This window comes from Nocardioides sp. NPDC006273 (assembly GCF_040613495.1).
Lineage (GTDB): Bacteria > Actinomycetota > Actinomycetes > Propionibacteriales > Nocardioidaceae > Nocardioides.
In genome coordinates this window covers 1-18,825 of sequence record NZ_JBEXSD010000006.1, presented here as the reverse complement: position 1 = coordinate 18,825, position 18,825 = coordinate 1, and the positions used below count along the sequence as shown (strand labels likewise).

The window sequence follows — 18,825 nt, the reverse complement described above, 5'->3', positions numbered from 1 at the left end:
CGGTCGGCCGAGACGTCATCGCTGTGACGCTTCGGCCGACGGGAGTGACGCTTCGGCTGTCAGGAGTCGTCGGAGCGACGCTTGAGGTAGCGCTCGAACTCCCGGGCGATCGCGTCACCGCTCGCCTCGGGGAGGTCGACGGTGTCGCGGGCCTCCTCCAGGGAGCGTACGTAGTCGGAGACGTCCTCGTCCTCCTCGGCGAGGTCGTTGACGCCGCGCTCCCAGGCTTTGGCGTCCTCGGGGAGGTCGCCGAGGGGGATGGAGCACTGGAGCAGGTCCTCGAGCTTGTTGATGATCGCGAGGGTGGCCTTGGGGCACGGCGGCGCGGCGACGTAATGGGGGACGGCCGCCCAGTAGGAGACCGCCGGGATGTCGGACTGGACGCAGGCCTCCTGGACGACGCCGACGATGCCGGTCGGCCCTTCGTACGTCGGCGAGTCGAGCTTGAGCCGGTCGACGAGATCGGGCTCGGTGGCGGTGCCGGAGACCGGGATCGGGCGGGTGTGCGGGGCGTCGGCCAGGAGCGCGCCGAGGGTCACCACGAGCTGGCCGCCGAGCTCGTCGACGCACTCCAGGATCTCGCCGACGAACTGCTTCCAGCGCATGTTGGGCTCGATGCCGCGCACGAGGATGATGTCACGGTCCATATCGGGTGGGGAGCAGACGGCCACCTGGGTGGTGGGCCAGGTGATCGAACGGAAGCCGTTCTCATCGGTCCCGGTGACCGGGCGGTTGACCTGGTAGTCGTAGAAGTCCTCGGGATCGATCTCGGCCACCACCCGCGCATGCCAGACGTCCATCAGATGGTCAACCGTGCCGGACGCGGCATCGGCCGCATCGTTCCATCCCTCGAACGCGGCGATCACCACAGGATCGACCAGGTCGCGGGTCTCTTCGATCTCGATCACCTCTCCACCCTAGCCATGAGCACCAGTCCGATGACGTCGTTCACCCTGCGTACACCTCACGAATTCCCACCTGGTGGACTGGCGGTGTCAGGATGCGGAATGAGATGGCGTTGCCCGCACATCTACGCCGTAGCGTGTTTCAGGCAAAGCCGATCACACCAGAATGCACGCCGGGAAGGAACCAAGAGTGAGTCTGCGCCCTGATGTCACCGAGACCATGTCTGCCACCCTCAAGGAGCGGATCATGGTGCTCGACGGCGCGATGGGCACGGCGATCCAACGTGACCGTCCCGACGAGGCCGGCTATCGCGGCGAGCGGTTCAAGGACTGGCACGTCGACCTGATCGGCAACAACGACCTGCTCAACCTCACCCAGCCGCAGATCATCGAGGGCATCCACCGCGAATACCTCGAGGCCGGCGCGGACATCATCGAGACCAACACGTTCAACGCCAACGCGGTCTCGCTGATCGACTACGACATGGTCGACCTCGCCTACGAGATCAACTTCGAGGCGGCCAGACTGGCCCGTTCTGCCGCGGACGCCTACTCGACGCCCGACAAGCCGCGCTATGTCGCCGGCACGCTGGGCCCGACGTCGCGGACGGCCTCCATCAGCCCCGACGTGAACGACCCCGGCGCCCGCAACGTCACCTACGAGCAGCTCCGCGACGCCTACGCCGAGGCCACCCGCGCGCTCCTCGAGGGCGGCTCGGACCTGATCTTCATCGAGACCATCTTCGACACCCTCAACGCCAAGGCGGCGATCTTCGGCGTCCAGCAGGTCTTCGAGGAGTACGGCCGCCGCTGGCCCGTCGTCATCTCCGGGACGATCACCGACGCCAGCGGACGCACGCTGTCCGGGCAGGTCACGGAGGCGTTCTGGGATTCCGTACGCCACGCCGAGCCGCTCCTAGTCGGCCTCAACTGCGCGCTCGGCGCCCAGGAGATGCGCCCCTACATCGCCGAGCTCGCCCGGATCTCGGACGCGTTCGTGTCGTGCTACCCCAACGCGGGCCTGCCGAACGCCTTCGGCGAGTACGACGAGGGCCCCACCGACACGGCCGGCCACGTCCACGAGTTCGCCACTGCCGGCTTCGTGAACCTCGTCGGCGGCTGCTGCGGCACCACGCCGGCCCACATCGCCGAGATCGCCAAGCAGGTCGAGAGCGTCACGCCCCGCGAGATCCCCGAGGTGAAGCCCGCGCTGCGCCTGTCCGGTCTGGAGCCGTTCACGGTGACGGAGGAGAGCCTCTTCGTCAACGTCGGGGAGCGGACCAACATCACCGGCTCGGCGCGGTTCCGAAACCTGATCAAGGCCGGTGACTTCGACACCGCCCTCTCGGTGGCCGCGCAGCAGGTCGAGAACGGCGCGCAGGTCATCGACGTCAACATGGACGAGGGCATGATCGACGGGGTCGCGGCGATGACCCGGTTCCTCACCCTGATCGCCTCCGAGCCCGACATCAGCCGGGTGCCGATCATGATCGACTCCTCCAAGTGGGAGGTCATCGAGGCCGGGCTGAAGCTCGTCCAGGGCAAGCCGATCGTCAACTCGATCTCGCTCAAGGAGGGCGTGGAGTCCTTCGTCGAGCACGCCGAGCTGTGCAAGCGCTATGGCGCCGCGGCGGTCGTGATGGCCTTCGACGAGGACGGCCAGGCCGACTCCTACGAGCGCCGGATCGCGGTCTGCGAGCGCGCCTACCGGATCCTCGTGGACGAGGTCGGCTTCGACCCCGAGGACATCATCTTCGACCCCAACGTGTTCGCGGTCGCGACCGGGATCGAGGAGCACGCGACGTACGGCCAGGACTTCATCGAGGCGGTCCGCTGGATCAAGCAGAACCTCCCGGGCGCCAAGGTCTCCGGCGGCATCTCGAACGTGAGCTTCTCCTTCCGCGGCAACAACCCGGTGCGCGAGGCGATCCACGCGGTCTTCCTCTACCACGCGATCGAGGCGGGCCTGGACATGGGCATCGTCAACGCCGGCGCGCTGGTGCCCTATTCCGAGGTCGACGCCGAGCTGCGCGACCGCATCGAGGACGTCGTGCTCAACCGGCGGCCCGACGCGGCCGAGCGGCTGCTCGAGATCGCCTCCAAGTACAACCGGGACACGCCCGAGGCCGAGGCGAAGGCCGAGGCCTGGCGCGAGCTGCCGGTCGGCGAGCGGATCACCCACGCGCTGGTCAAGGGCCTGGACGCCTACGTCGAGGCCGACACCGAGGAGCTCCGCGCCGAGATCTCGGCCCGTGGTGGCCGTCCGATCGAGGTCATCGAGGGCCCGCTGATGGACGGCATGAACGTCGTCGGCGACCTGTTCGGCGCCGGCAAGATGTTCCTGCCGCAGGTGGTCAAGAGCGCCCGGGTGATGAAGAAGGCGGTCGCCTATCTGATCCCGTTCATCGAGGCCGAGAAGAAGCCCGGTGACGCCGAGACCAAGAAGGGCACCATCGTGATGGCCACGGTCAAGGGCGACGTCCACGACATCGGCAAGAACATCGTCGGCGTGGTGCTGCAGTGCAACAACTACGAGGTGATCGACCTCGGCGTGATGGTCCCGGCGCAGAAGATCCTCGACGCCGCCAAGGAGCACGACGCCGACATCATCGGCCTCTCCGGGCTGATCACGCCCTCGCTGGACGAGATGGTCGGCTTCGCAGCAGAGATGCAGCGGGTCGGGCTCGACCTGCCGCTGCTCATCGGCGGCGCCACCACGTCGCGGGCCCACACCGCGGTCAAGATCGACAAGGCGTACGACGGCCCGGTCGTCTGGGTCAAGGACGCCTCCCGTTCGGTGCCGACCGCGGCAGCCCTCCTCGACGCCGGCCGGCGCGAGAAGCTGATGGCCGAGGTCAAGGACGACTACGACTCGCTGCGCGCGCGCCACGCCGAGCGGCGCGAGCGGGTCTCCCTCACGCACGTCCAGGCGAAGGCCAACAAGCCCGAGATCGACTACTCGTTGCTGCCGCCGGAGCCGGCGCAGCCCGGGGTGCACACGCTGCTGGACTACTCCGTAGCCGAGCTGCGGGACTACATCGACTGGCAGCCGTTCTTCAACTCCTGGGAGATGAAGGGCCGATTCCCCGACATCCTCAACAACCCGGCCACCGGCGAGGAGGCGCGCAAGCTCTTCGACGACGCGCAGGCGATGCTCGACAAGATCATCGAGGAGAAGTGGATCGAGGCGCGCGGCGTCTACGGGCTCTTCCCGGCCAACTCGACCGGCGAGGACGTGGTCGTCTACACCGACCCCTCGCGCACCGAGGAGCGGGCGACGCTGTTCCAGCTGCGTCAGCAGGGCCAGCACCGCGACGGCATCTCCAACAAGTCGATGGCCGACTTCGTCGCGCCGGTCGGCGAGGGAGCAGACCACGTCGGTGCCTTCGCGGTGACCGCCGGGATCGGCCTGCCCGAGCGGGTCATGGCGTTCAAGAACGAGCTCGACGACTACTCCGCGATCATGGTCGAGGCGCTCGCCGACCGCCTGGCCGAAGCGTTCGCGGAGCGGCTCCACCAGCGCGTACGCACCGAGTTCTGGGGCTACGCCGCCGACGAGACCGACGGCTCGCTGTCCAACGAGGACCTGATCGCCGAGAAGTACACCGGCATCCGCCCTGCCCCGGGCTACCCGGCCTGCCCCGACCACACCGAGAAGCAGACCATCTGGTCGCTGCTCGACGTCAAGGAGAAAACCGGCATCGAGCTCACCGAGTCGATGGCGATGTGGCCCGGCGCCTCGGTCTCCGGCCTCTACTACGCCCACCCCGACTCGCAGTACTTCGTCGTGGGGCGTATCGGGCAGGACCAGGTCGCCGACTACGCCAAGCGCAAGGGCTGGACGATGACCGAGGCCGAGCGCTGGCTCTCGCCGAATCTGGGCTACGACCCCGAGGACTGAGCTCAGCGCCCCCACGGGCAGGCGGCCACAACGGCCGCCCGGTCGACCCGCGACACGCCGTGAACAGGCGTGTCGCGGGCTATTTCGTCGCCACTTGTGGCCGCTAGGGTCGGCTCATGAAGCGCGACGAAGAGTGGGCTCGAGAGCGGTTCGCGTCGGCGCGGGTGGCGCGGCTGGCGACCGTGGCCGCCGACGGGACGCCGCGGGTGGTGCCGATCGTGTTCACGGTGGCCGGCGGCGTACTCATCACTGCTGTCGACCACAAGCCGAAGTCGACGACGCGGCTTCGGCGGCTCGACGACATCGCGGCGAACCCGCGAGTGTCGGTGCTGGTCGACGAGTATGCCGACGACTGGGACCAGCTGTGGTGGGCGCGCGCCGACGGTGTGGCGAGGGTCCACGAGTCCTACGACCTGGAGCCGCTGGTCGCGAAGTACGCCGACTATCGCGAGCAGCCGCCGCAGGGGCCGGTGATCGCGGTCGAGGTCACTCGGTGGTCGGGGTGGTCGGCTCGTTGACCGGGTCGTCTGCGGGGTCGTCTGCGGGGTCGTCGAGGGCAGGATTGTCGAGCCAGGCAGGCGGCACCTGACCGACGCTGACGAGGTTCCAGAAGGCCGTACGCCGGGTGAGGATCGTGACGAGGTGATAGCCGTCGGGGTGCTGGATGAGCACGCCGGCGACCGGGTCGGCTGCAGGGTCCAGGCGTAGCGGGACGACGTGTGCCCAGGTCTCGGTGGCCGGGTACCAGTAGGCGCCGACCGTCGCGCCGTCCCATGAGCTCAGCCCCGCGTTCGCCTCGGCGACCGCCGGCCGGAGCCGGGAGAGGACGTCCTTGGCCGTCATCCCCGCGCGGTCGGAGTGGTCGTAGGCGATGTGGAGAGCGCCGACCGAGGTGATCCGTGAGCCACGGTCGAAGGCAGGCGGCTCCCAGCTCTCCAGCGCCGTACGGCAGCGCTGGCAGTCGTCGTCGCGGCTCCAGTCGATGAACTCGACGTCGTCCAGGCCGAGATCCTCCCCGCGGCTGGTCACCAGCACCAGCCGCAGCCCGTCGGGGTCGCGCAGCGGCAACGGGTTGTGCTCGAGCCCGTCACGAAAGTGCAGCAGTCCGAAGGTCTCGTTGACGCCGATGCGGTGGACGACCGCACCGACCATGCCCTGCCGTCGTGCTTTCGGCGACTCACACCGGACCAGTGCAGGGTCGACGAGGTCGGCGAGCCATTCGACCAGGTCGTCGGTGAGGAGGCGCTCGGCCTCAGCGACCAGCACTCAGCAACCTGTCGACGGGGGTTGCGATGACGGCCCTCATCAGCGCGGTCGCCGGAACGGCCGCAGGATCTCACCGCTGGGAGACGGACCACGCGAACGCATCGCCGGTGGCATCGGCGGTGGCATCGGCGGGCGCGCGGGGGGAGCCATCGGCGCTGCGGCACCCGCCCAGGGGCTGCGTACGTCCAGGACGGTGGCCCACTGCGAGGCGGTCGGGCGGAGCCCGGGAGGACCGGCGGCCTGGTCCATCAGCCGGGTGAGCGGGCCGACCAGGATGCCGGCCTCGCCCGCGAAGCCCAGGTCCGGCCGGAGGGCGGGGGCGGCGTTGCGGTTCCCCGTCAGGACGCGGGCGATCGTGAGAGCCAGCTTGAACCGGTCGCTGTCAGCGGTCGGCGGCCGCCCGGCGTTGCTGGGGTCCTCCCAGCCACGGGTGTCGGCGGGCGGCAGGACGCCGTCCTCGCCGGCGGGCCGGATCCCGTCGCAGTCGAGCAGCATCACCCGCGGGACCGGCGACACCGACCAGGCGATGTTGCGCGGCGAGAGGTCGCCGAGGACGAGCCCCTGACGGTGCAGCGCATCCATCACCGCCGCCAGCGCCCGCATCAGCAGCACCCGCTCGTAGACTCCGGGCTGCTGGACGTCGCCCGTGTTCACGAGCAGCCCCAGCTCGGCCAGCGAGGTCGTCGGACCGAACCCGGCCAGGAACGGCTCGGCCACGCGCTGCATCAGGAAGCCCGCCGTACGCAGCCCGTCCAGGACCACCGTGTGCGGCCAGGCGGCGAAGTGGTCCACCTGGAGACCCTCGCTCTCGACCAACCCGCGGATGCGCACCAGCTCCGCCAGCGCGCGGCCGTCGACGAGGCCCAGCTCACGGGTCCGGTAGAGCTTCACGACCGTCCCGGGATGGTCGGCCAGCTCGATGATGCGGCCCTGCGAGCCCTGGGCGATATGGCGTCCCAGACTCAGGTCGCTGAGCTGGATCTCGTTCACTGAACCTCCGGGACCAGTCGTAGGGTAGGCAGATCGTACGTGGCCCGGCGATCCTGTGCCGAGTCGACGGTTCAACTGGTGGCACCTTCGTGATGTCAGGATGGTGCCGAGGCAGACTTGGAGATACCAGCACCGCAGAGAGAACCGAGGACAGCGTGCCGCTCACCCGGATCGGGAAGCCGCCCACCCGGCCCATCGACGGGGTCGAGTACGGCGGTGGGCGAGTGGCGTACGCGCCGGGAGAGGCGACCGTGGCCGACGCCATGGTCCGTCGGCCGAAGCTGTTGACGGCGGCGGCGACCAGCAGCGACGTACGCGACCTGTTCCGCGACGACCACGTGCACGCCGCGCTCGTCGTCGACGATGAACGGCTGCTGACGGTCATCGAGCCGCACGAGGCCGAGGCCTGCGAGGAGGCGGCCGCGAGCGCTCTGGGCACGCTGCAGGGCCGCACGACCTCGTCGGCCGCCGACCTGTGGGAGACCTGGGTGCGGATGACCGAGAGCGGCCGCCGCCGTCTGGCCGTGGTCGACGAGGGCCGCTGCGTCGGCCTCCTCTGCCTCAAGAGCAGCGGCCGAGGCTTCTGCTGTGATGCTGGTATCCAAGCGAGAAACGCCCACCCCTCACCTCAGGAGCTGATATGGGACGAGTGACAGTTGGACGACCGGTGCTGCGCGTGCGCGACGGCGTCATCTCGCGGCGGCCGGACACGCTGGCCGCCGAGGAGCCGATGGAGATCAGGGTCAACGGACGGCCCCTGACGGTCACCATGCGCACCCCCGGCGGCGACTTCGACCTGGCCATCGGCTTCCTGGTCAGCGAGGGCGTCGTGCACTCTGCCGAAGACGTCGCGAGCGTCCGTTACTGCGCCGGCGCGACCGCCGACGGCGGCAACACCTACAACGTGGTCGACGTCGGCCTGGCCGCGCACGTCCCACCGCCGGACGCCTCGCTGGAGCGCAGCTTCTACACGACCTCCTCGTGCGGGCTGTGCGGGAAGGCGTCCCTCGATGCGGTGCGTACGTCCTCGGTCTGGTCGGTCGCCGAGGACACCCTGCGGGTGACCCCCGAGCTCCTGGCGATCCTGCCCGAGCGGCTGCGGGAGGCGCAGCGCGTCTTCGACAGCACCGGCGGCCTGCACGCCGCCGGGCTCTTCGACGCCGAGGGCAACCTGCTCTGCGTACGTGAGGACGTCGGCCGCCACAACGCGGTCGACAAGGTCATCGGGCACGCGCTGCGCGAGGGCCTGGTGCCGCTGCGCAACAACATGCTGATGGTGAGCGGCCGGGCCTCCTTCGAGCTCGTCCAGAAGGCCGTGATGGCCGGGATCCCGCTGCTCGCCGCCGTCTCGGCCCCCTCCTCGCTCGCCGTCGACCTGGCCGACGACAACGGCCTGACCCTGGTCGGCTTCCTGCGGGGCTCCTCGATGAACATCTACGCCGGCATCGACCGCATCGACCGCATCGAGGCCGTCCCCGTCGGCTGAGGCATCGTCAGCGGCCAGCCGCTCCTCGGAAATGAGTACGTGAGCTCAGGCCGAGCGGGGGACCGGGCGGCCAGACTGCTGCCATGCCCGACACCGATGCCACCAGAACGCAGCCGCGAATCCTCGCCCTGCCGGGTCACCACCTGCTCGCGCCCGCGAGCTCCTGCTTCCTGGGTGTCCTCAGCCTGGCCACGGTGCTCTGCTTCCACTTCCCAGAGCTGCTGACCACCCGCGAGTTCCGCGCCGTCTACACCGAGGACTTCGCGCGTACGCTGCTCCTGGTCGGCCTGGCCGCCGCCTTCTTCGCCGGCACGATCGCGGTGCTGCGTGACCAGCACAAGCGGCTGGCGTTCACCGGCGTCGGCACGGCGACCGCCGCGGTGCTGCTCGGCGGCACCGACGTGCCTTTCGACGGCTCGGTCAAGGACACGCCGTTCTCACTCGGTCTCGACTGGTTCGTGCTCGCGCTGTTCTTCTCCGCGCTGGTCTTCATCCCGCTGGAGCACGCCTTCGCCCGCCGGCCGGTGCCGGTCTTCCGACCCGGTTGGCGCACCGACGCGTGCTACTTCTTCATGAGCCACGTGCTGGTGCAGCTCATCCTGATCCTGGTCACCACCTCGACGTCGCTGGTGGTCTCGACGTTGAAGGTCCCGGGCATAGAGGCCTGGATCGACGGACTGCCGTTCGTGGTGGCCTTCCTGCTCGCTGTCTTCCTCGCCGACCTCGCCCAGGCGGTGCTGCACCGCTGCTACCACCGGATCATGGTGCTGTGGCGCTTCCATGCGGTGCACCACTCCAGCCCCGAGCTCGACTGGCTGGCCGGCTCCCGCGTTCACTTCGTCGAGACCGTGCTGACCCGCAGCATCGTGCTGCTCCCGCTGCTCTTCCTCGGCTTCTCGACCTCCGTCGTCAACGCGTACGCCGTGCTGGTCGGCATCCAGGCGGTCGTCGCCCACGCCAACATCGGCATCCGGTTCGGGTTCCTCGAGTATCTGGTGGTTCTACCGCGCTATCACCACTGGCACCATGCCCGGCACCTCGACTACTGGGACCGCAACTACGCCATCCACCTGCCGGTCATCGACATGCTGATGGGCTCCTTCAAGCTGCCGCGCGACGGCAGCTGGCCCGAGGAGTACGGCGTCCTCAAGCGCGAGACCGTGCCCGTCGGAATCATCGCCCAGCACGTCGCCCCGTTCCGCGGTCAGCGAACCTACGACGAGTACGTCCGCTGACGTGGCGGGAAGGGGTTTAGGCAAAGAGGCTGTGGCAGGATTCCCGCCATGAAACCTGCGGCTGTTCTCATGGACATGGACGGCACCCTGGTCGACACCGAGCCCTACTGGATCGCGGCGGAGTACGCCATCGCCGAGCGCTTCGGGGCTACCTGGTCCGAGGAGCAGGCGATGGCGCTGGTCGGCAATGCGCTGATCGAGTCGGCGCGCTTGGTCAAGGAGGGCATGGGCCTTCCCCACGAGCCCGAGGAGATCGTCGAGATGCTCCTCGACGGTGTGGTCGAGCAGGTCGAGCGTGAGGTCCCGTGGCGGCCGGGGGCACGCGAGCTGCTCACCGACCTGGTCGAGCAGGGCGTGCCGTGTGCGCTGGTGACGATGTCGTACGCCCGCTTCGTCGGACCCATCCTCGAGCAGCTGCCCGAGGGCACCTTCAAGGTCATCGTGACCGGCGACATGGTGCGTAACGGCAAGCCCCATCCCGAGCCTTACCTCACCGCGGCCGCCGCGCTCGGGGTCGCGGCCGAGGACACCGTCGCGGTGGAGGACTCCAACACCGGCGCCCGCTCCGCCGAGGCCGCCGGCTGCACCGTCCTCGTCATCGAGAACCACGTCCCCGTAGCCCCCGGTGAGCGCCGGGTCTTCCGCGACACGCTCGAGGGAATGACGTACGCCGACCTGGCTGCCCTGTGACCCCTGAGGTCATCTAGGGTGCCTTCGTGGGCCACATCCAGATCACTCCGTCCATCCTCAACGCCGACTTCGCCGCCCTCGGGGCCGAGGTGGCCAGGATCCCCAGCGCCGACTGGATCCATGTGGACGTGATGGACAACCACTTCGTGCCCAACCTGACCTTCGGGCCGACGATGATCGAGGCGCTGGCACGGTCCACCTCGGTGCCGCTGGATGCTCACCTGATGATCGAGAACGCCGACCGCGAGGCCCCTGCCTACGTCGAGGCCGGCTGCGGCTCGGTGACGTTCCACGTCGAGGCCACCAAGGCCCCGGTGCGGCTGGCTCGCGAGATCCGGGCGAAGGGCGCCCGGGCGTCGATGGCGCTCAAGCCGGCGACCCCGATCGAGCCCTACGAGGACATGCTGGCCGAGCTCGACATGGTGCTGCTGATGACCGTCGAGCCGGGCTTCGGGGGGCAGAAGTTCCTCGACCTGGTGCTGCCCAAGATCCGCCGGGCCCGGGCGATGATGGACAAGGCCGGCGTCGAGACCTGGCTGCAGGTCGACGGTGGGGTCTCGCTGGAGACGATCGAGCGCTGCGCCGAGGCCGGAGCCGACGTCTTCGTGGCCGGCTTCGCCGTCTACTCGGCCGCCGACCCGGACGCGATGATCAGCTCGCTGCGGGAGAGGGCCGTCTCAGCCGTCGACGCCTGATCCGGGGTCGTGCCGTGCATGTGGCACACTTGTTGGAGACGAGCTTGTGCTCGCGTGCTCTGGGGTCGGTGAAATTCCGAGCCGGCGGTGACTGGGTCCCTCTACCAATTTGGGGCTTAGAAGTCCGCGACCCGATGGCAGCCAGCCATCGGTTGAGCAGGTGAAACTCCTGCACCGACGGTTAAAGTCCGGATGGGAAGACGCACGCAGCCCGATTCGTCGTGACCACCCTGGTTCCACAGGGCTTGGCGCGATGTCTCGGCCTGACCCCGGAGTCCGTGAGACGGACCAGAGGGGATCAGATGAAGAGCTTGGACCAGCGTGGCCCGGAGCCGGGAGCGATGCGTCGCGCCCTGGAGCTGGCCGCTGCGATCGGCGCCCCGGGGCCGGCCACCTATCCGAACCCGCGGGTGGGCTGCGTACTCCTGGGGGCTGACGGGTCGACGGTCGCCGAGGGGTTCCATCGTGGTCCCGGCACCCCGCACGCGGAGGTGGACGCGCTGGCCAAGGCGGGGCACGCGGCCCGCGGTGCGACCGCCGTCGTGACGCTCGAACCGTGCAACCACACCGGCCGCACCGGTCCGTGCGCGCAGGCGCTGATCGACGCCGGCGTCGCCCGGGTGGTCTACGCCCAGTCCGACCCCAACCCGGTCGCCGCCGGTGGCGCCGCGACGCTGAAGCAGGCGGGCATCGAGGTCGAGCAGGGCCTGTACGCAGCGGAGTCCGGTGACCTCAACCGGGTCTGGACCCGGGCGGCCGAGCTGCAGCGCCCCTACGTCACCTGGAAGTTCGCGACCACGCTCGACGGGCGCAGCGCCGCCGTCGACGGCACCTCCCGCTGGGTCTCCTCGCGTGCCGCGCGGCTCGACGCCCACAAGCTGCGGGCGCTGAGCGACACGATGCTGGTCGGGTCCAACACGGTCGAGGTGGACGACCCGGCGCTGACGGTCCGGGACCCGGAGGACCGGCCGCTCGGCGTACAGCCGTTGCGGGTCGTCATGGGGGAGCGCGACCTTCCCGAAGACCGCCGGATCTTCGACACCCAGGCGCCGTCGCTCCATCTACGCACCCGCGACCCGCGCTCGGCGCTGGCCGAGCTGTGGCAGCGGGAGCGTCGCCACGTCTTCCTCGAGGGCGGACCGACCCTGGCCGCGGCGTTCCTGGAGGAGGACCTGGTCGACGAGATCGTCGTCTACGTCGCCCCGTTCCTGCTCGGCGCCGGGCGCTCGGCGGTCGCCGACCTCGGGATCGACACCATCTCAGAGGCCTTCCGCCCGCGCGTGCGCTCGGTCGACGTCCTCGCTCCCGCTGCCGAAGGCGAGGAGCCCAACGTGCGCTTCATCTTGGAGCCACACACCATGTTGAAGCCACACAGCATCGTGGAACCACAGAAAGGGGAGCAGTGATGTTCACCGGGATCGTTGAGGAGCTCGGCACCGTCGCCGGGATCGAAGACCAGGGCGACGCCGTGCGCCTCACCATCACGGCCGAGACGGTGCTGTCGGACGCCGAGCTGGGCGCCTCCATCGCGGTCAACGGCTGCTGCCTGACCGTCGCGACGCTCGGGGAGAAGGCGTGGACCGCCGACGTGATGCTGGAGACGCTCAAGCGCACCAGCCTCCACGCGATCGAGGTCGGTGACCAGGTCAACCTCGAGCGAGCCGTCACCCCGTCCACCCGGCTCGGCGGCCACATCGTCCAGGGCCACGTCGACGGTGTCGGGCGCATCGTCTCCCGCGAGCCCAGCGAGCACTGGGAGCTCGTCACCGTCTCCATCGAGCCCGAGCTCGCGCGCTATGTCGTCGAGAAGGGCTCGATCGCGGTGGACGGGATCAGCCTCACCGTCGTGTCCGTGACCGAGGACGCGTTCACGGTCAGCCTCATCCCCGAGACCCTGGCGCGTACGTCGCTCGGGTTCCGGGCCGTCGGCGACGAGGTCAACCTCGAGACCGACATCATCGCCAAGCATGTCGAGAAGCTTCTGGGAGGGGTGCGGTCATGACGCACGAGGAACAGTACGCCGGGGTCCGGCTGGATCCGGTCGAGAACGCGATCGCCGACCTGGCGGCCGGGAAGCCGGTCGTGGTCGTCGACGACGAGGACCGGGAGAACGAGGGCGACCTGATCTTCTCCGCCGAGCTGGCGACTCCGGAGGTGATGGCGTTCGCGATCCGCTGGTCCTCCGGCGTGATCTGCGTGGCGCTGCCGGGGCAGCGGCTCGATGCTCTCGACCTGCCCCCGATGACTCGTGTCAACGAGGACCGCAAGCAGACTGCCTACGCGATCTCGGTGGACGCCCGCGAGGGCGTCTCGACCGGCATCTCCGCGGCCGACCGGGCGCTCACCACGCGCCTGCTCGCCGGGCCTGGCTCGGTGGCCGGGGACCTGACCCGGCCGGGCCACGTCTTCCCGCTGCGCGCGCGTGACGGGGGAGTGCTGGTGCGGGTCGGGCACACCGAGGCCGCCGTCGACCTGACCCGGCTGGCCGGCCTGGAGCCGGCCGGCGCGCTGGTCGAGCTGGTCAACGACGACGGCACGATGCAGCGCGCGCCGCAGCTGCGCGAGTTCGCCGACGAGCACGGTCTCGCGATGATCTCGATCGCCGACCTGGTGACCTACCGGCGGCGTACGGAGGTGCTGGTCGAGCGGCGCGCGGTGACCCGGCTGCCCACCGAGTTCGGTGAGTTCACCGCGTACGGATATCTCACCACCGACGACGAGGTGGAGCACGTCGCGCTGGTCCACGGCGATATCGGCGGGAACGAGCCCGTGCTCGCCCGGGTGCACTCGGAGTGCCTGACCGGGGACGTCTTCGGGTCGCAGCGCTGCGACTGCGGGCCGCAGCTGCGGGAGGCGCTCGCACGGATCGCGGACGCCGGGTGCGGCGTGGTGGTCTACCTGCGCGGCCACGAGGGCCGCGGCATCGGGCTGCTCGCCAAGCTGCAGGCCTACCAGCTCCAGGACGGCGGGCGGGACACCGTCGACGCCAACCTCGATCTCGGTCTGCCGGCCGACGCGCGGCACTACGGCGCCGCCTCGCAGATCCTGCGCGACCTCAAGGTCGACTCGGTGAAGCTGTTGACCAACAACCCTGAGAAGGTGAGTCATCTGGAGGCGTACGGTGTCGAGGTCGCCGAGCGGGTTCCGCTCACTCCGCGACCCAACGAGCACAACCTCGCCTACCTGCTGACCAAGCGTGACCGGATGGGTCACGCGCTGCCTGATCTGTCTGAGGAGAACCGATGAGTGGCAAGGGAGCCCCGACCCCCGAGGTCGTCGATGCGAGCGATCTGCGGGTCGCCGTCGTCGCTGCACGCTGGCACGACGAGGTCATGGCCGGCCTGCTGAACGGCGCCGAGAGGGCACTCAAGGAGGCCTCCGTCGGCGGTCTGACCATCGTCCGGGTGCCCGGCGCCTTCGAGCTCCCGGTCGCCGCGGCCGCGCTGGCCAAGTCCGGCTACGACGCGATCGTCGCGCTCGGGGTCGTCATCCGTGGCGGCACCCCGCACTTCGACTACGTCTGCTCGGCTGCCACCGACGGGCTGAACCGGATCGCGATCGACCACATCATCCCCGTCGGTTTCGGCCTGCTGACCTGCGACGACGAGGAGCAGGCGCTCGACCGGGCCGGGCTCGAGGGGTCTCGCGAGGACAAGGGCTACGAGGCTGCCGCGGCCGCCATGGAGACCGCTCTCGCCCTGCGCGACTGCGTGCGCCACTACTGACCAGCCGGCCGGCCACCTGACGCAGTCAGCGCCAGGTGGCCAGGGCAGGGTCGATGCCGTGGGCTCTCGCCGCTTCGTCGACGGTCTGGCGGAACCAGCTCGCCAGACCGTCACGGATGCCGTCGTAATGGGCCGCGAAGCCGGGGTCTGCCTCGAACATCCGGCCGAGGCAGACCTGCATCTGGCGGGTGATCGGGAAGAAGCTGCTGAAGATCTCCCGATGGCGCTCGGCCAGCTCGTTGGCCTCGGGGCTGCCGGGTCGTACGCCTCCCTCGAGCACGCCGGCGAGATCCTGCTCGAGCGTCGACATCGCCTGGCTCAGATCGCGCCATTCCTGCTTGGAGCGGAAGGCCGCACGCTCCGCGAACTGTGCCCATTGCGGTGAGTCGCCCCAGCGGGCACGGGCTTCGGCGCTCCTGGCGGGATCCCAGCCGGGACCGAACGTGGCCTCCTGCTCGTCGGGACTCAGCGGGATCCCGTGCTCGTGCGCCTCGGCCATCTTGGCCAGCCGGTCCTCGAGCCGTTGCAGGTCCGCGATCCGCGCCGCGAGCCGTTCGCGCTGCTCCTGGAGGGTGGCTCCGATCTCGGAGGCCGCATCGTCGAGTACGCCGCGGATCGCGTCCAGCCCGAGGCCGGTCTCGCGGTAGGCGAGGATCCGGTTCAGTCGCTCCAGGTCGGCGTCGGTGTAGAGGCGGTAGCCCGCCGGCGTACGAGCCGATGGTGTGGCCAGGCCGATCTCGTCCCAGTGGTGCAGCGTCCGCACGGTCACGCCGATCAGCGCGGCGGTGTCGCCGACCGTCAGGCCGGTGTCGTGCGATCGCTCAGCCACGTACGTCATTGTGCCCTCAGGACTCGCTCGGTGCCGGGATGCCCATCGCATCGAGGTTGCGGGCGCCCTGGCTCGTCGCTTCGTACTCCTTCGCGGCCGTGAAGATCACCCGCGTGCGCTCGGGCGTGATCACCTCGATGTCGCGCGTGTTCCAGTATGTGTCGCGCGGCCCTTCGACGCTGTCGGGGAGGATCGCCCGGCAGCTCTCTGCGACCTGCTCGATCTGGCTCAGTACGCAGGAGAAGCTGACGCTCGTCGCCGGCGGCGCTGTCGGCTCGGTGAGGTCAGGCCCGGCGGTGACGAGCAGCACGTCCTGGAACATCCAGCGGCGTAGGTGCACCACCTGTCCAGGGACGCTGAACAGCTCGATGAACCCGAGGCCACGAATCCAGAAGTCCGTCGAGGTGGCCAGGTCGGTGCACGGCACCGTCAGGAACTGAGGCATCCCGTAGATCCCGCGAAACGGCTCCGGGGCCATCGCGTCGGGTCCCGGCTTCGGCACGGGGCTGACCTCGAATGCGTCGTAGTAGTCGCTCATGCGGGGAATCGTTCAGCCTCACGCTGCGTGAGGGTCAAGCCGAAGGGCGATCAGGCGATGAGTCTTGCGACGAGGTCGCCCTGCCGGCGTGCGCCCGGATCTTGTCTCGCCGACGCGCGCTCGACGGCGAAACCGTGCTCGGTGAGCAGATCTTCGAGCGCTTGTGCCGACCAGTAGTAAGCGGTGTGCACGGCGTGGTCGAACGCCTCGCCGGGCTTGCCTTCGAAGTAGCCGATCAGTGCCGATCCGCCGGGGGAGAGGACGCGGGCGAACTCGCTCAGGATGGCGGGGAGGTCGGCGGGCGGGGTGTGGATGATCGAGCACCACGCCAGGATGCCGCCGACCGAGTGGTCCTCCAGTGGGATCGCGGCGAGGTCGGCCTGGTGGAACGCGATGGCCGGGAAGCGCTCTCGGGCTGCTTTGATCAACTCGGCGGAGGCGTCCAGGCCGACTACTTCGCGTACGCCGTCCGTGGTGAGCTCCTGGCTCCAGAGGCCAGGGCCGCAGCCGGCGTCCAGGAGGCGGCCGGTCGTGGTGTCTCGCCAGGTGGTGATCGTGTCGCGATCTTGTTCTGCGAGCTGGTCGATGGTTCCGAAGAGGTCGATGTATTCGGCTGCGCGGCTGTCGTAGGCGGCGGCGATGGTGGTGGTGGGCATCGGGGTTGAGAGTAGTGGATTTCGGCTCGCTGGCCGCTTGCGTATGGGTCGGGTGGATGTGTGTCCGTCGGTCTCGTGCCTGGGTTCCAGCACGGGTGGGGCCAATACGTTGTCTGGGTTGGGAGATTTAGAAGCAGGGTGTCCGGGCTGGGTGCCATTTGGCTGTCTTGCGGGCTTCCAGCAGCGGTTCGGGTTGGGTTTGGGATACTTGTCCCTGATTGGGTTTTCGGTCTTCCTCTTCCTTTGCCTCACATATTATGTTATGGTGGGGGTAGGCGTGAACGTGAAGGCCGACCACCTCATCTGAGGCGTGCCTCTCAGCCCCGGAGACAACGGGCGTGGGGTATTCCAGGGGATCCAGGGGCGTGAGCGCTGAGCTGCGAGGGTAAGTAATAGCCCGTGTTTGGCGGGCCTCCGGGACCAGCGAACCAAGCAGGGATTCTGCAATTAGCAGGAAGTCCTTTTGAGTTCGTACGTCGGGAGGTGACCGTGATGAGCACACTGCAGCAGCCCCAGCATCCTGTGCTGGCGGCGGTGGTCGCGATCACGGGCTCTCTCGATCAGGTCGCGGATGCGAACCCGTCGTTCATGGCCACCTCCGAGAAGGCCGTCACGCTCCTTGAGATCGCCCGGGCGAAAGCCCAGTTGGCCGAGCTCGAGTTACGCGTGATCGCGGCTGCCGACGATGTCGCTGCGGACAGCGCGGCTCGCGATGTAGCGGCATGGCTGCATCACCACGCCCACCAACGTCCCGAGGCCCTGCGCGATGACCTCCGGCTCGCGCACAGGTTGGATCGGACCTATCACCGGGTCGCTGCGGCGATGCGCGCCGGGGACTGCAACCTCGCCCAGGCACAGGTGATCGTCGCTGCTCTCGACGACCTTCCCGCGGACCTCGACCCCGAGATCAAGAACCGGGCGGAAGAGGCCCTGGTCGCCTGTGCGACCCAGTTCGACCCCACCCGACTCCGCCGCCTAGGACGCCGGATCCTCGACGTCATCGCCCCCGAGATCGCCGAAGCCGAAGAAGCCAAACGACTCGCGGCCGAGGAAGCCCACGCAAGGAAGAAGACCCGCCTGACCATGCGCCGGGTCGGGGACGGCACCACCCGGATCTCCGCGGTCATCCCGGACGCTGCTGCGGACCGGCTGGCCACCAACCTGGAGGCCTTCGCCTCCCCGCGACGCGATGACGGCACCCGCACCGAGACCGGTGAGTACCTGCCCTACGCCCGACGGCTCGGGCGAGCCTTCTGCCAGATGCTCGAGACCCTCGACCCGGCCCGGCTTCCGATCCATGGCGGGGATGCGACCACGGTGATCGTGACCATCGACCTCGACCAGCTCCGCAAAGACGCCGGCATCGGCCAGATCCTCGGCGGCAGCCCGATCACCGCGGCCGAGGCCCGACGGCTCGCGTGCACCGCCGGCATCATCCCGGCCGTCCTCGGAGGGGCTTCCGAGGTCCTCGACCTCGGCCGAAAGGAACGCTTCTTCACCGCCGCCCAACGCCGAGCGCTCCTCCTACGATCAGCGACCTGTGAGGCAGAAGGTTGCGACATCCCCGGCACCTGGGCCGAAGCCCACCACTGGCTCGCCTGGTCCCTAGGCGGCCTGACAGATCTCGACAACGCAGCGCTGCTCTGCAGTCATCACCATCACCGCGCCCACGACCCGGCGTACCTTCGTGAACGCCTACCCAACGGCGGGCGGATTCAAGGAGTCAGCGCAACACCTTCGTTCTGAAGGAGTTGTCGTCATGGTTTATCGGCCGTTACGTGCTGAGCAGTGTGTGTTTTGGGACGGGTATGCCTCGGGGGTGACGATCGAGGCTGCTAGTGAGCGTGTCGGGCACAGCCTGGGCTGGGGCCGGCGGCTGGTACATAAGGCTGGTGGCGTGCGTCCCGAC

18 protein-coding genes and 1 riboswitch are annotated in these 18,825 nt (G+C 69.1%); of the genes, 12 read left to right on the top strand and 6 right to left on the bottom strand.

Features of this window, described 5'->3' with window-relative positions:
* Positions 1-59: 59 nt before the first annotated feature.
* Positions 60-908, bottom strand: coding sequence for a PAC2 family protein (locus ABZZ22_RS04270; protein ID WP_354927148.1), 849 nt, complete (start codon positions 906-908; stop codon positions 60-62).
* Between the two features lie 187 nt (positions 909-1,095).
* Here ABZZ22_RS04270 and metH point away from each other — a divergent pair, with 187 nt between their 5' ends.
* Positions 1,096-4,806 carry a methionine synthase gene (metH, locus tag ABZZ22_RS04265; RefSeq protein WP_354927146.1) on the top strand — a complete coding sequence of 1,237 codons (3,711 nt, stop codon included), beginning with the start codon at positions 1,096-1,098 and terminating at the stop codon, positions 4,804-4,806.
* Positions 4,807-4,922: 116 nt separating this feature from the next.
* The gene (locus ABZZ22_RS04260; protein ID WP_354927144.1) at positions 4,923-5,324 is read left to right on the top strand and encodes a TIGR03668 family PPOX class F420-dependent oxidoreductase; all 402 of its coding nucleotides are present in this window, start codon (positions 4,923-4,925) and stop codon (positions 5,322-5,324) included.
* Here the strand turns inward: ABZZ22_RS04260 and ABZZ22_RS04255 are convergent.
* Positions 5,293-6,072 (bottom strand): hypothetical protein, encoded by a 780-nt coding sequence (locus ABZZ22_RS04255; RefSeq protein WP_354927142.1) that lies wholly within the window; start codon positions 6,070-6,072, stop codon positions 5,293-5,295. The two genes, ABZZ22_RS04260 and ABZZ22_RS04255, sit on opposite strands and share 32 nt — an antisense overlap.
* A gap of 39 nt (positions 6,073-6,111) precedes the next feature.
* On the bottom strand, positions 6,112-7,062 hold the full coding sequence (locus ABZZ22_RS04250; RefSeq protein ID WP_354927140.1) for a hypothetical protein: 951 nt from the start codon (positions 7,060-7,062) through the stop codon (positions 6,112-6,114).
* 155 nt (positions 7,063-7,217) lie between these two features.
* Between ABZZ22_RS04250 and ABZZ22_RS04245 the strand changes: the two genes are divergently transcribed.
* The 9 genes from ABZZ22_RS04245 to ribH all read left to right on the top strand — a co-directional run bounded on the left by ABZZ22_RS04245 (position 7,218) and on the right by ribH (position 14,893).
* Complete coding sequence (locus tag ABZZ22_RS04245) at positions 7,218-7,715, top strand: hypothetical protein (protein ID WP_354927138.1); 498 nt, start codon at positions 7,218-7,220, stop codon at positions 7,713-7,715.
* Entirely contained in the window at positions 7,703-8,548 is an 846-nt protein-coding gene (fdhD, locus tag ABZZ22_RS04240) for a formate dehydrogenase accessory sulfurtransferase FdhD (RefSeq protein ID WP_354927136.1), read from the top strand. The genes ABZZ22_RS04245 and fdhD overlap by 13 nt, the downstream gene beginning before the upstream one ends.
* Before the next feature lie 83 nt (positions 8,549-8,631).
* Entirely contained in the window at positions 8,632-9,783 is a 1,152-nt protein-coding gene (locus ABZZ22_RS04235) for a sterol desaturase family protein (RefSeq protein ID WP_354927134.1), read from the top strand.
* A gap of 48 nt (positions 9,784-9,831) precedes the next feature.
* Positions 9,832-10,473: an HAD family phosphatase gene (locus tag ABZZ22_RS04230; protein ID WP_354927132.1), complete on the top strand. Its 642-nt coding sequence runs from the start codon at positions 9,832-9,834 to the stop codon at positions 10,471-10,473.
* A gap of 26 nt (positions 10,474-10,499) precedes the next feature.
* On the top strand, positions 10,500-11,168 hold the full coding sequence (gene rpe, locus ABZZ22_RS04225) for a ribulose-phosphate 3-epimerase (protein ID WP_354927130.1): 669 nt from the start codon (positions 10,500-10,502) through the stop codon (positions 11,166-11,168).
* A 50-nt stretch (positions 11,169-11,218) separates the two neighbouring features.
* A riboswitch (FMN riboswitch) is annotated at positions 11,219-11,378 on the top strand.
* Positions 11,379-11,470: 92 nt separating this feature from the next.
* Entirely contained in the window at positions 11,471-12,574 is a 1,104-nt protein-coding gene (ribD, locus tag ABZZ22_RS04220; RefSeq protein WP_354927128.1) for a bifunctional diaminohydroxyphosphoribosylaminopyrimidine deaminase/5-amino-6-(5-phosphoribosylamino)uracil reductase RibD, read from the top strand.
* Complete coding sequence (locus ABZZ22_RS04215; protein ID WP_354927126.1) at positions 12,574-13,170, top strand: riboflavin synthase; 597 nt, start codon at positions 12,574-12,576, stop codon at positions 13,168-13,170. The genes ribD and ABZZ22_RS04215 overlap by 1 nt, the downstream gene beginning before the upstream one ends.
* The gene (locus ABZZ22_RS04210; RefSeq protein WP_354927124.1) at positions 13,167-14,414 is read left to right on the top strand and encodes a bifunctional 3,4-dihydroxy-2-butanone-4-phosphate synthase/GTP cyclohydrolase II; all 1,248 of its coding nucleotides are present in this window, start codon (positions 13,167-13,169) and stop codon (positions 14,412-14,414) included. Before ABZZ22_RS04215 ends, ABZZ22_RS04210 begins: the two co-directional genes overlap by 4 nt.
* Entirely contained in the window at positions 14,411-14,893 is a 483-nt protein-coding gene (gene ribH, locus ABZZ22_RS04205; RefSeq protein WP_354927122.1) for a 6,7-dimethyl-8-ribityllumazine synthase, read from the top strand. The genes ABZZ22_RS04210 and ribH overlap by 4 nt, the downstream gene beginning before the upstream one ends.
* Positions 14,894-14,918: 25 nt before the next feature.
* Here the strand turns inward: ribH and ABZZ22_RS04200 are convergent, their stop codons facing one another.
* From ABZZ22_RS04200 to ABZZ22_RS04190, 3 genes are read right to left on the bottom strand one after another with little or no spacing between them, the layout of a single operon-like run.
* Entirely contained in the window at positions 14,919-15,722 is an 804-nt protein-coding gene (locus ABZZ22_RS04200; protein WP_354927120.1) for a MerR family transcriptional regulator, read from the bottom strand.
* Positions 15,723-15,738: 16 nt separating this feature from the next.
* Positions 15,739-16,260 carry a VOC family protein gene (locus tag ABZZ22_RS04195; RefSeq protein WP_354927118.1) on the bottom strand — a complete coding sequence of 174 codons (522 nt, stop codon included), beginning with the start codon at positions 16,258-16,260 and terminating at the stop codon, positions 15,739-15,741.
* 50 nt (positions 16,261-16,310) lie between these two features.
* Positions 16,311-16,916, bottom strand: coding sequence for a class I SAM-dependent methyltransferase (locus ABZZ22_RS04190; RefSeq protein ID WP_354927116.1), 606 nt, complete (start codon positions 16,914-16,916; stop codon positions 16,311-16,313).
* Positions 16,917-17,408: 492 nt separating this feature from the next.
* On the opposite strand from ABZZ22_RS04190, the gene ABZZ22_RS04185 reads away from it, so the two are divergent.
* Entirely contained in the window at positions 17,409-18,662 is a 1,254-nt protein-coding gene (locus ABZZ22_RS04185; RefSeq protein ID WP_354927114.1) for a DUF222 domain-containing protein, read from the top strand.
* Positions 18,663-18,825 lie beyond the last annotated feature (163 nt).

Bases quoted from the DNA above. Each gene is read 5' to 3' on its own strand.
- ABZZ22_RS04260 (WP_354927144.1), top strand. From the start codon at position 4,923: ATGAAGCGCGACGAAGAGTGGGCTCGAGAGCGGTTCGCGTCGGCGCGG.
- fdhD (WP_354927136.1), top strand. From the start codon at position 7,703: ATGGGACGAGTGACAGTTGGACGACCGGTGCTGCGCGTGCGCGACGGC.
- ABZZ22_RS04235 (WP_354927134.1), top strand. From the start codon at position 8,632: ATGCCCGACACCGATGCCACCAGAACGCAGCCGCGAATCCTCGCCCTG.
- ABZZ22_RS04230 (WP_354927132.1), top strand. From the start codon at position 9,832: ATGAAACCTGCGGCTGTTCTCATGGACATGGACGGCACCCTGGTCGAC.
- ribD (WP_354927128.1), top strand. From the start codon at position 11,471: ATGAAGAGCTTGGACCAGCGTGGCCCGGAGCCGGGAGCGATGCGTCGC.
- ABZZ22_RS04215 (WP_354927126.1), top strand. From the start codon at position 12,574: ATGTTCACCGGGATCGTTGAGGAGCTCGGCACCGTCGCCGGGATCGAA.
- ABZZ22_RS04210 (WP_354927124.1), top strand. From the start codon at position 13,167: ATGACGCACGAGGAACAGTACGCCGGGGTCCGGCTGGATCCGGTCGAG.
- ribH (WP_354927122.1), top strand. From the start codon at position 14,411: ATGAGTGGCAAGGGAGCCCCGACCCCCGAGGTCGTCGATGCGAGCGAT.
- ABZZ22_RS04195 (WP_354927118.1), bottom strand. From the start codon at position 16,260: ATGAGCGACTACTACGACGCATTCGAGGTCAGCCCCGTGCCGAAGCCG.
- ABZZ22_RS04190 (WP_354927116.1), bottom strand. From the start codon at position 16,916: ATGCCCACCACCACCATCGCCGCCGCCTACGACAGCCGCGCAGCCGAA.
- ABZZ22_RS04185 (WP_354927114.1), top strand. From the start codon at position 17,409: ATGAGCACACTGCAGCAGCCCCAGCATCCTGTGCTGGCGGCGGTGGTC.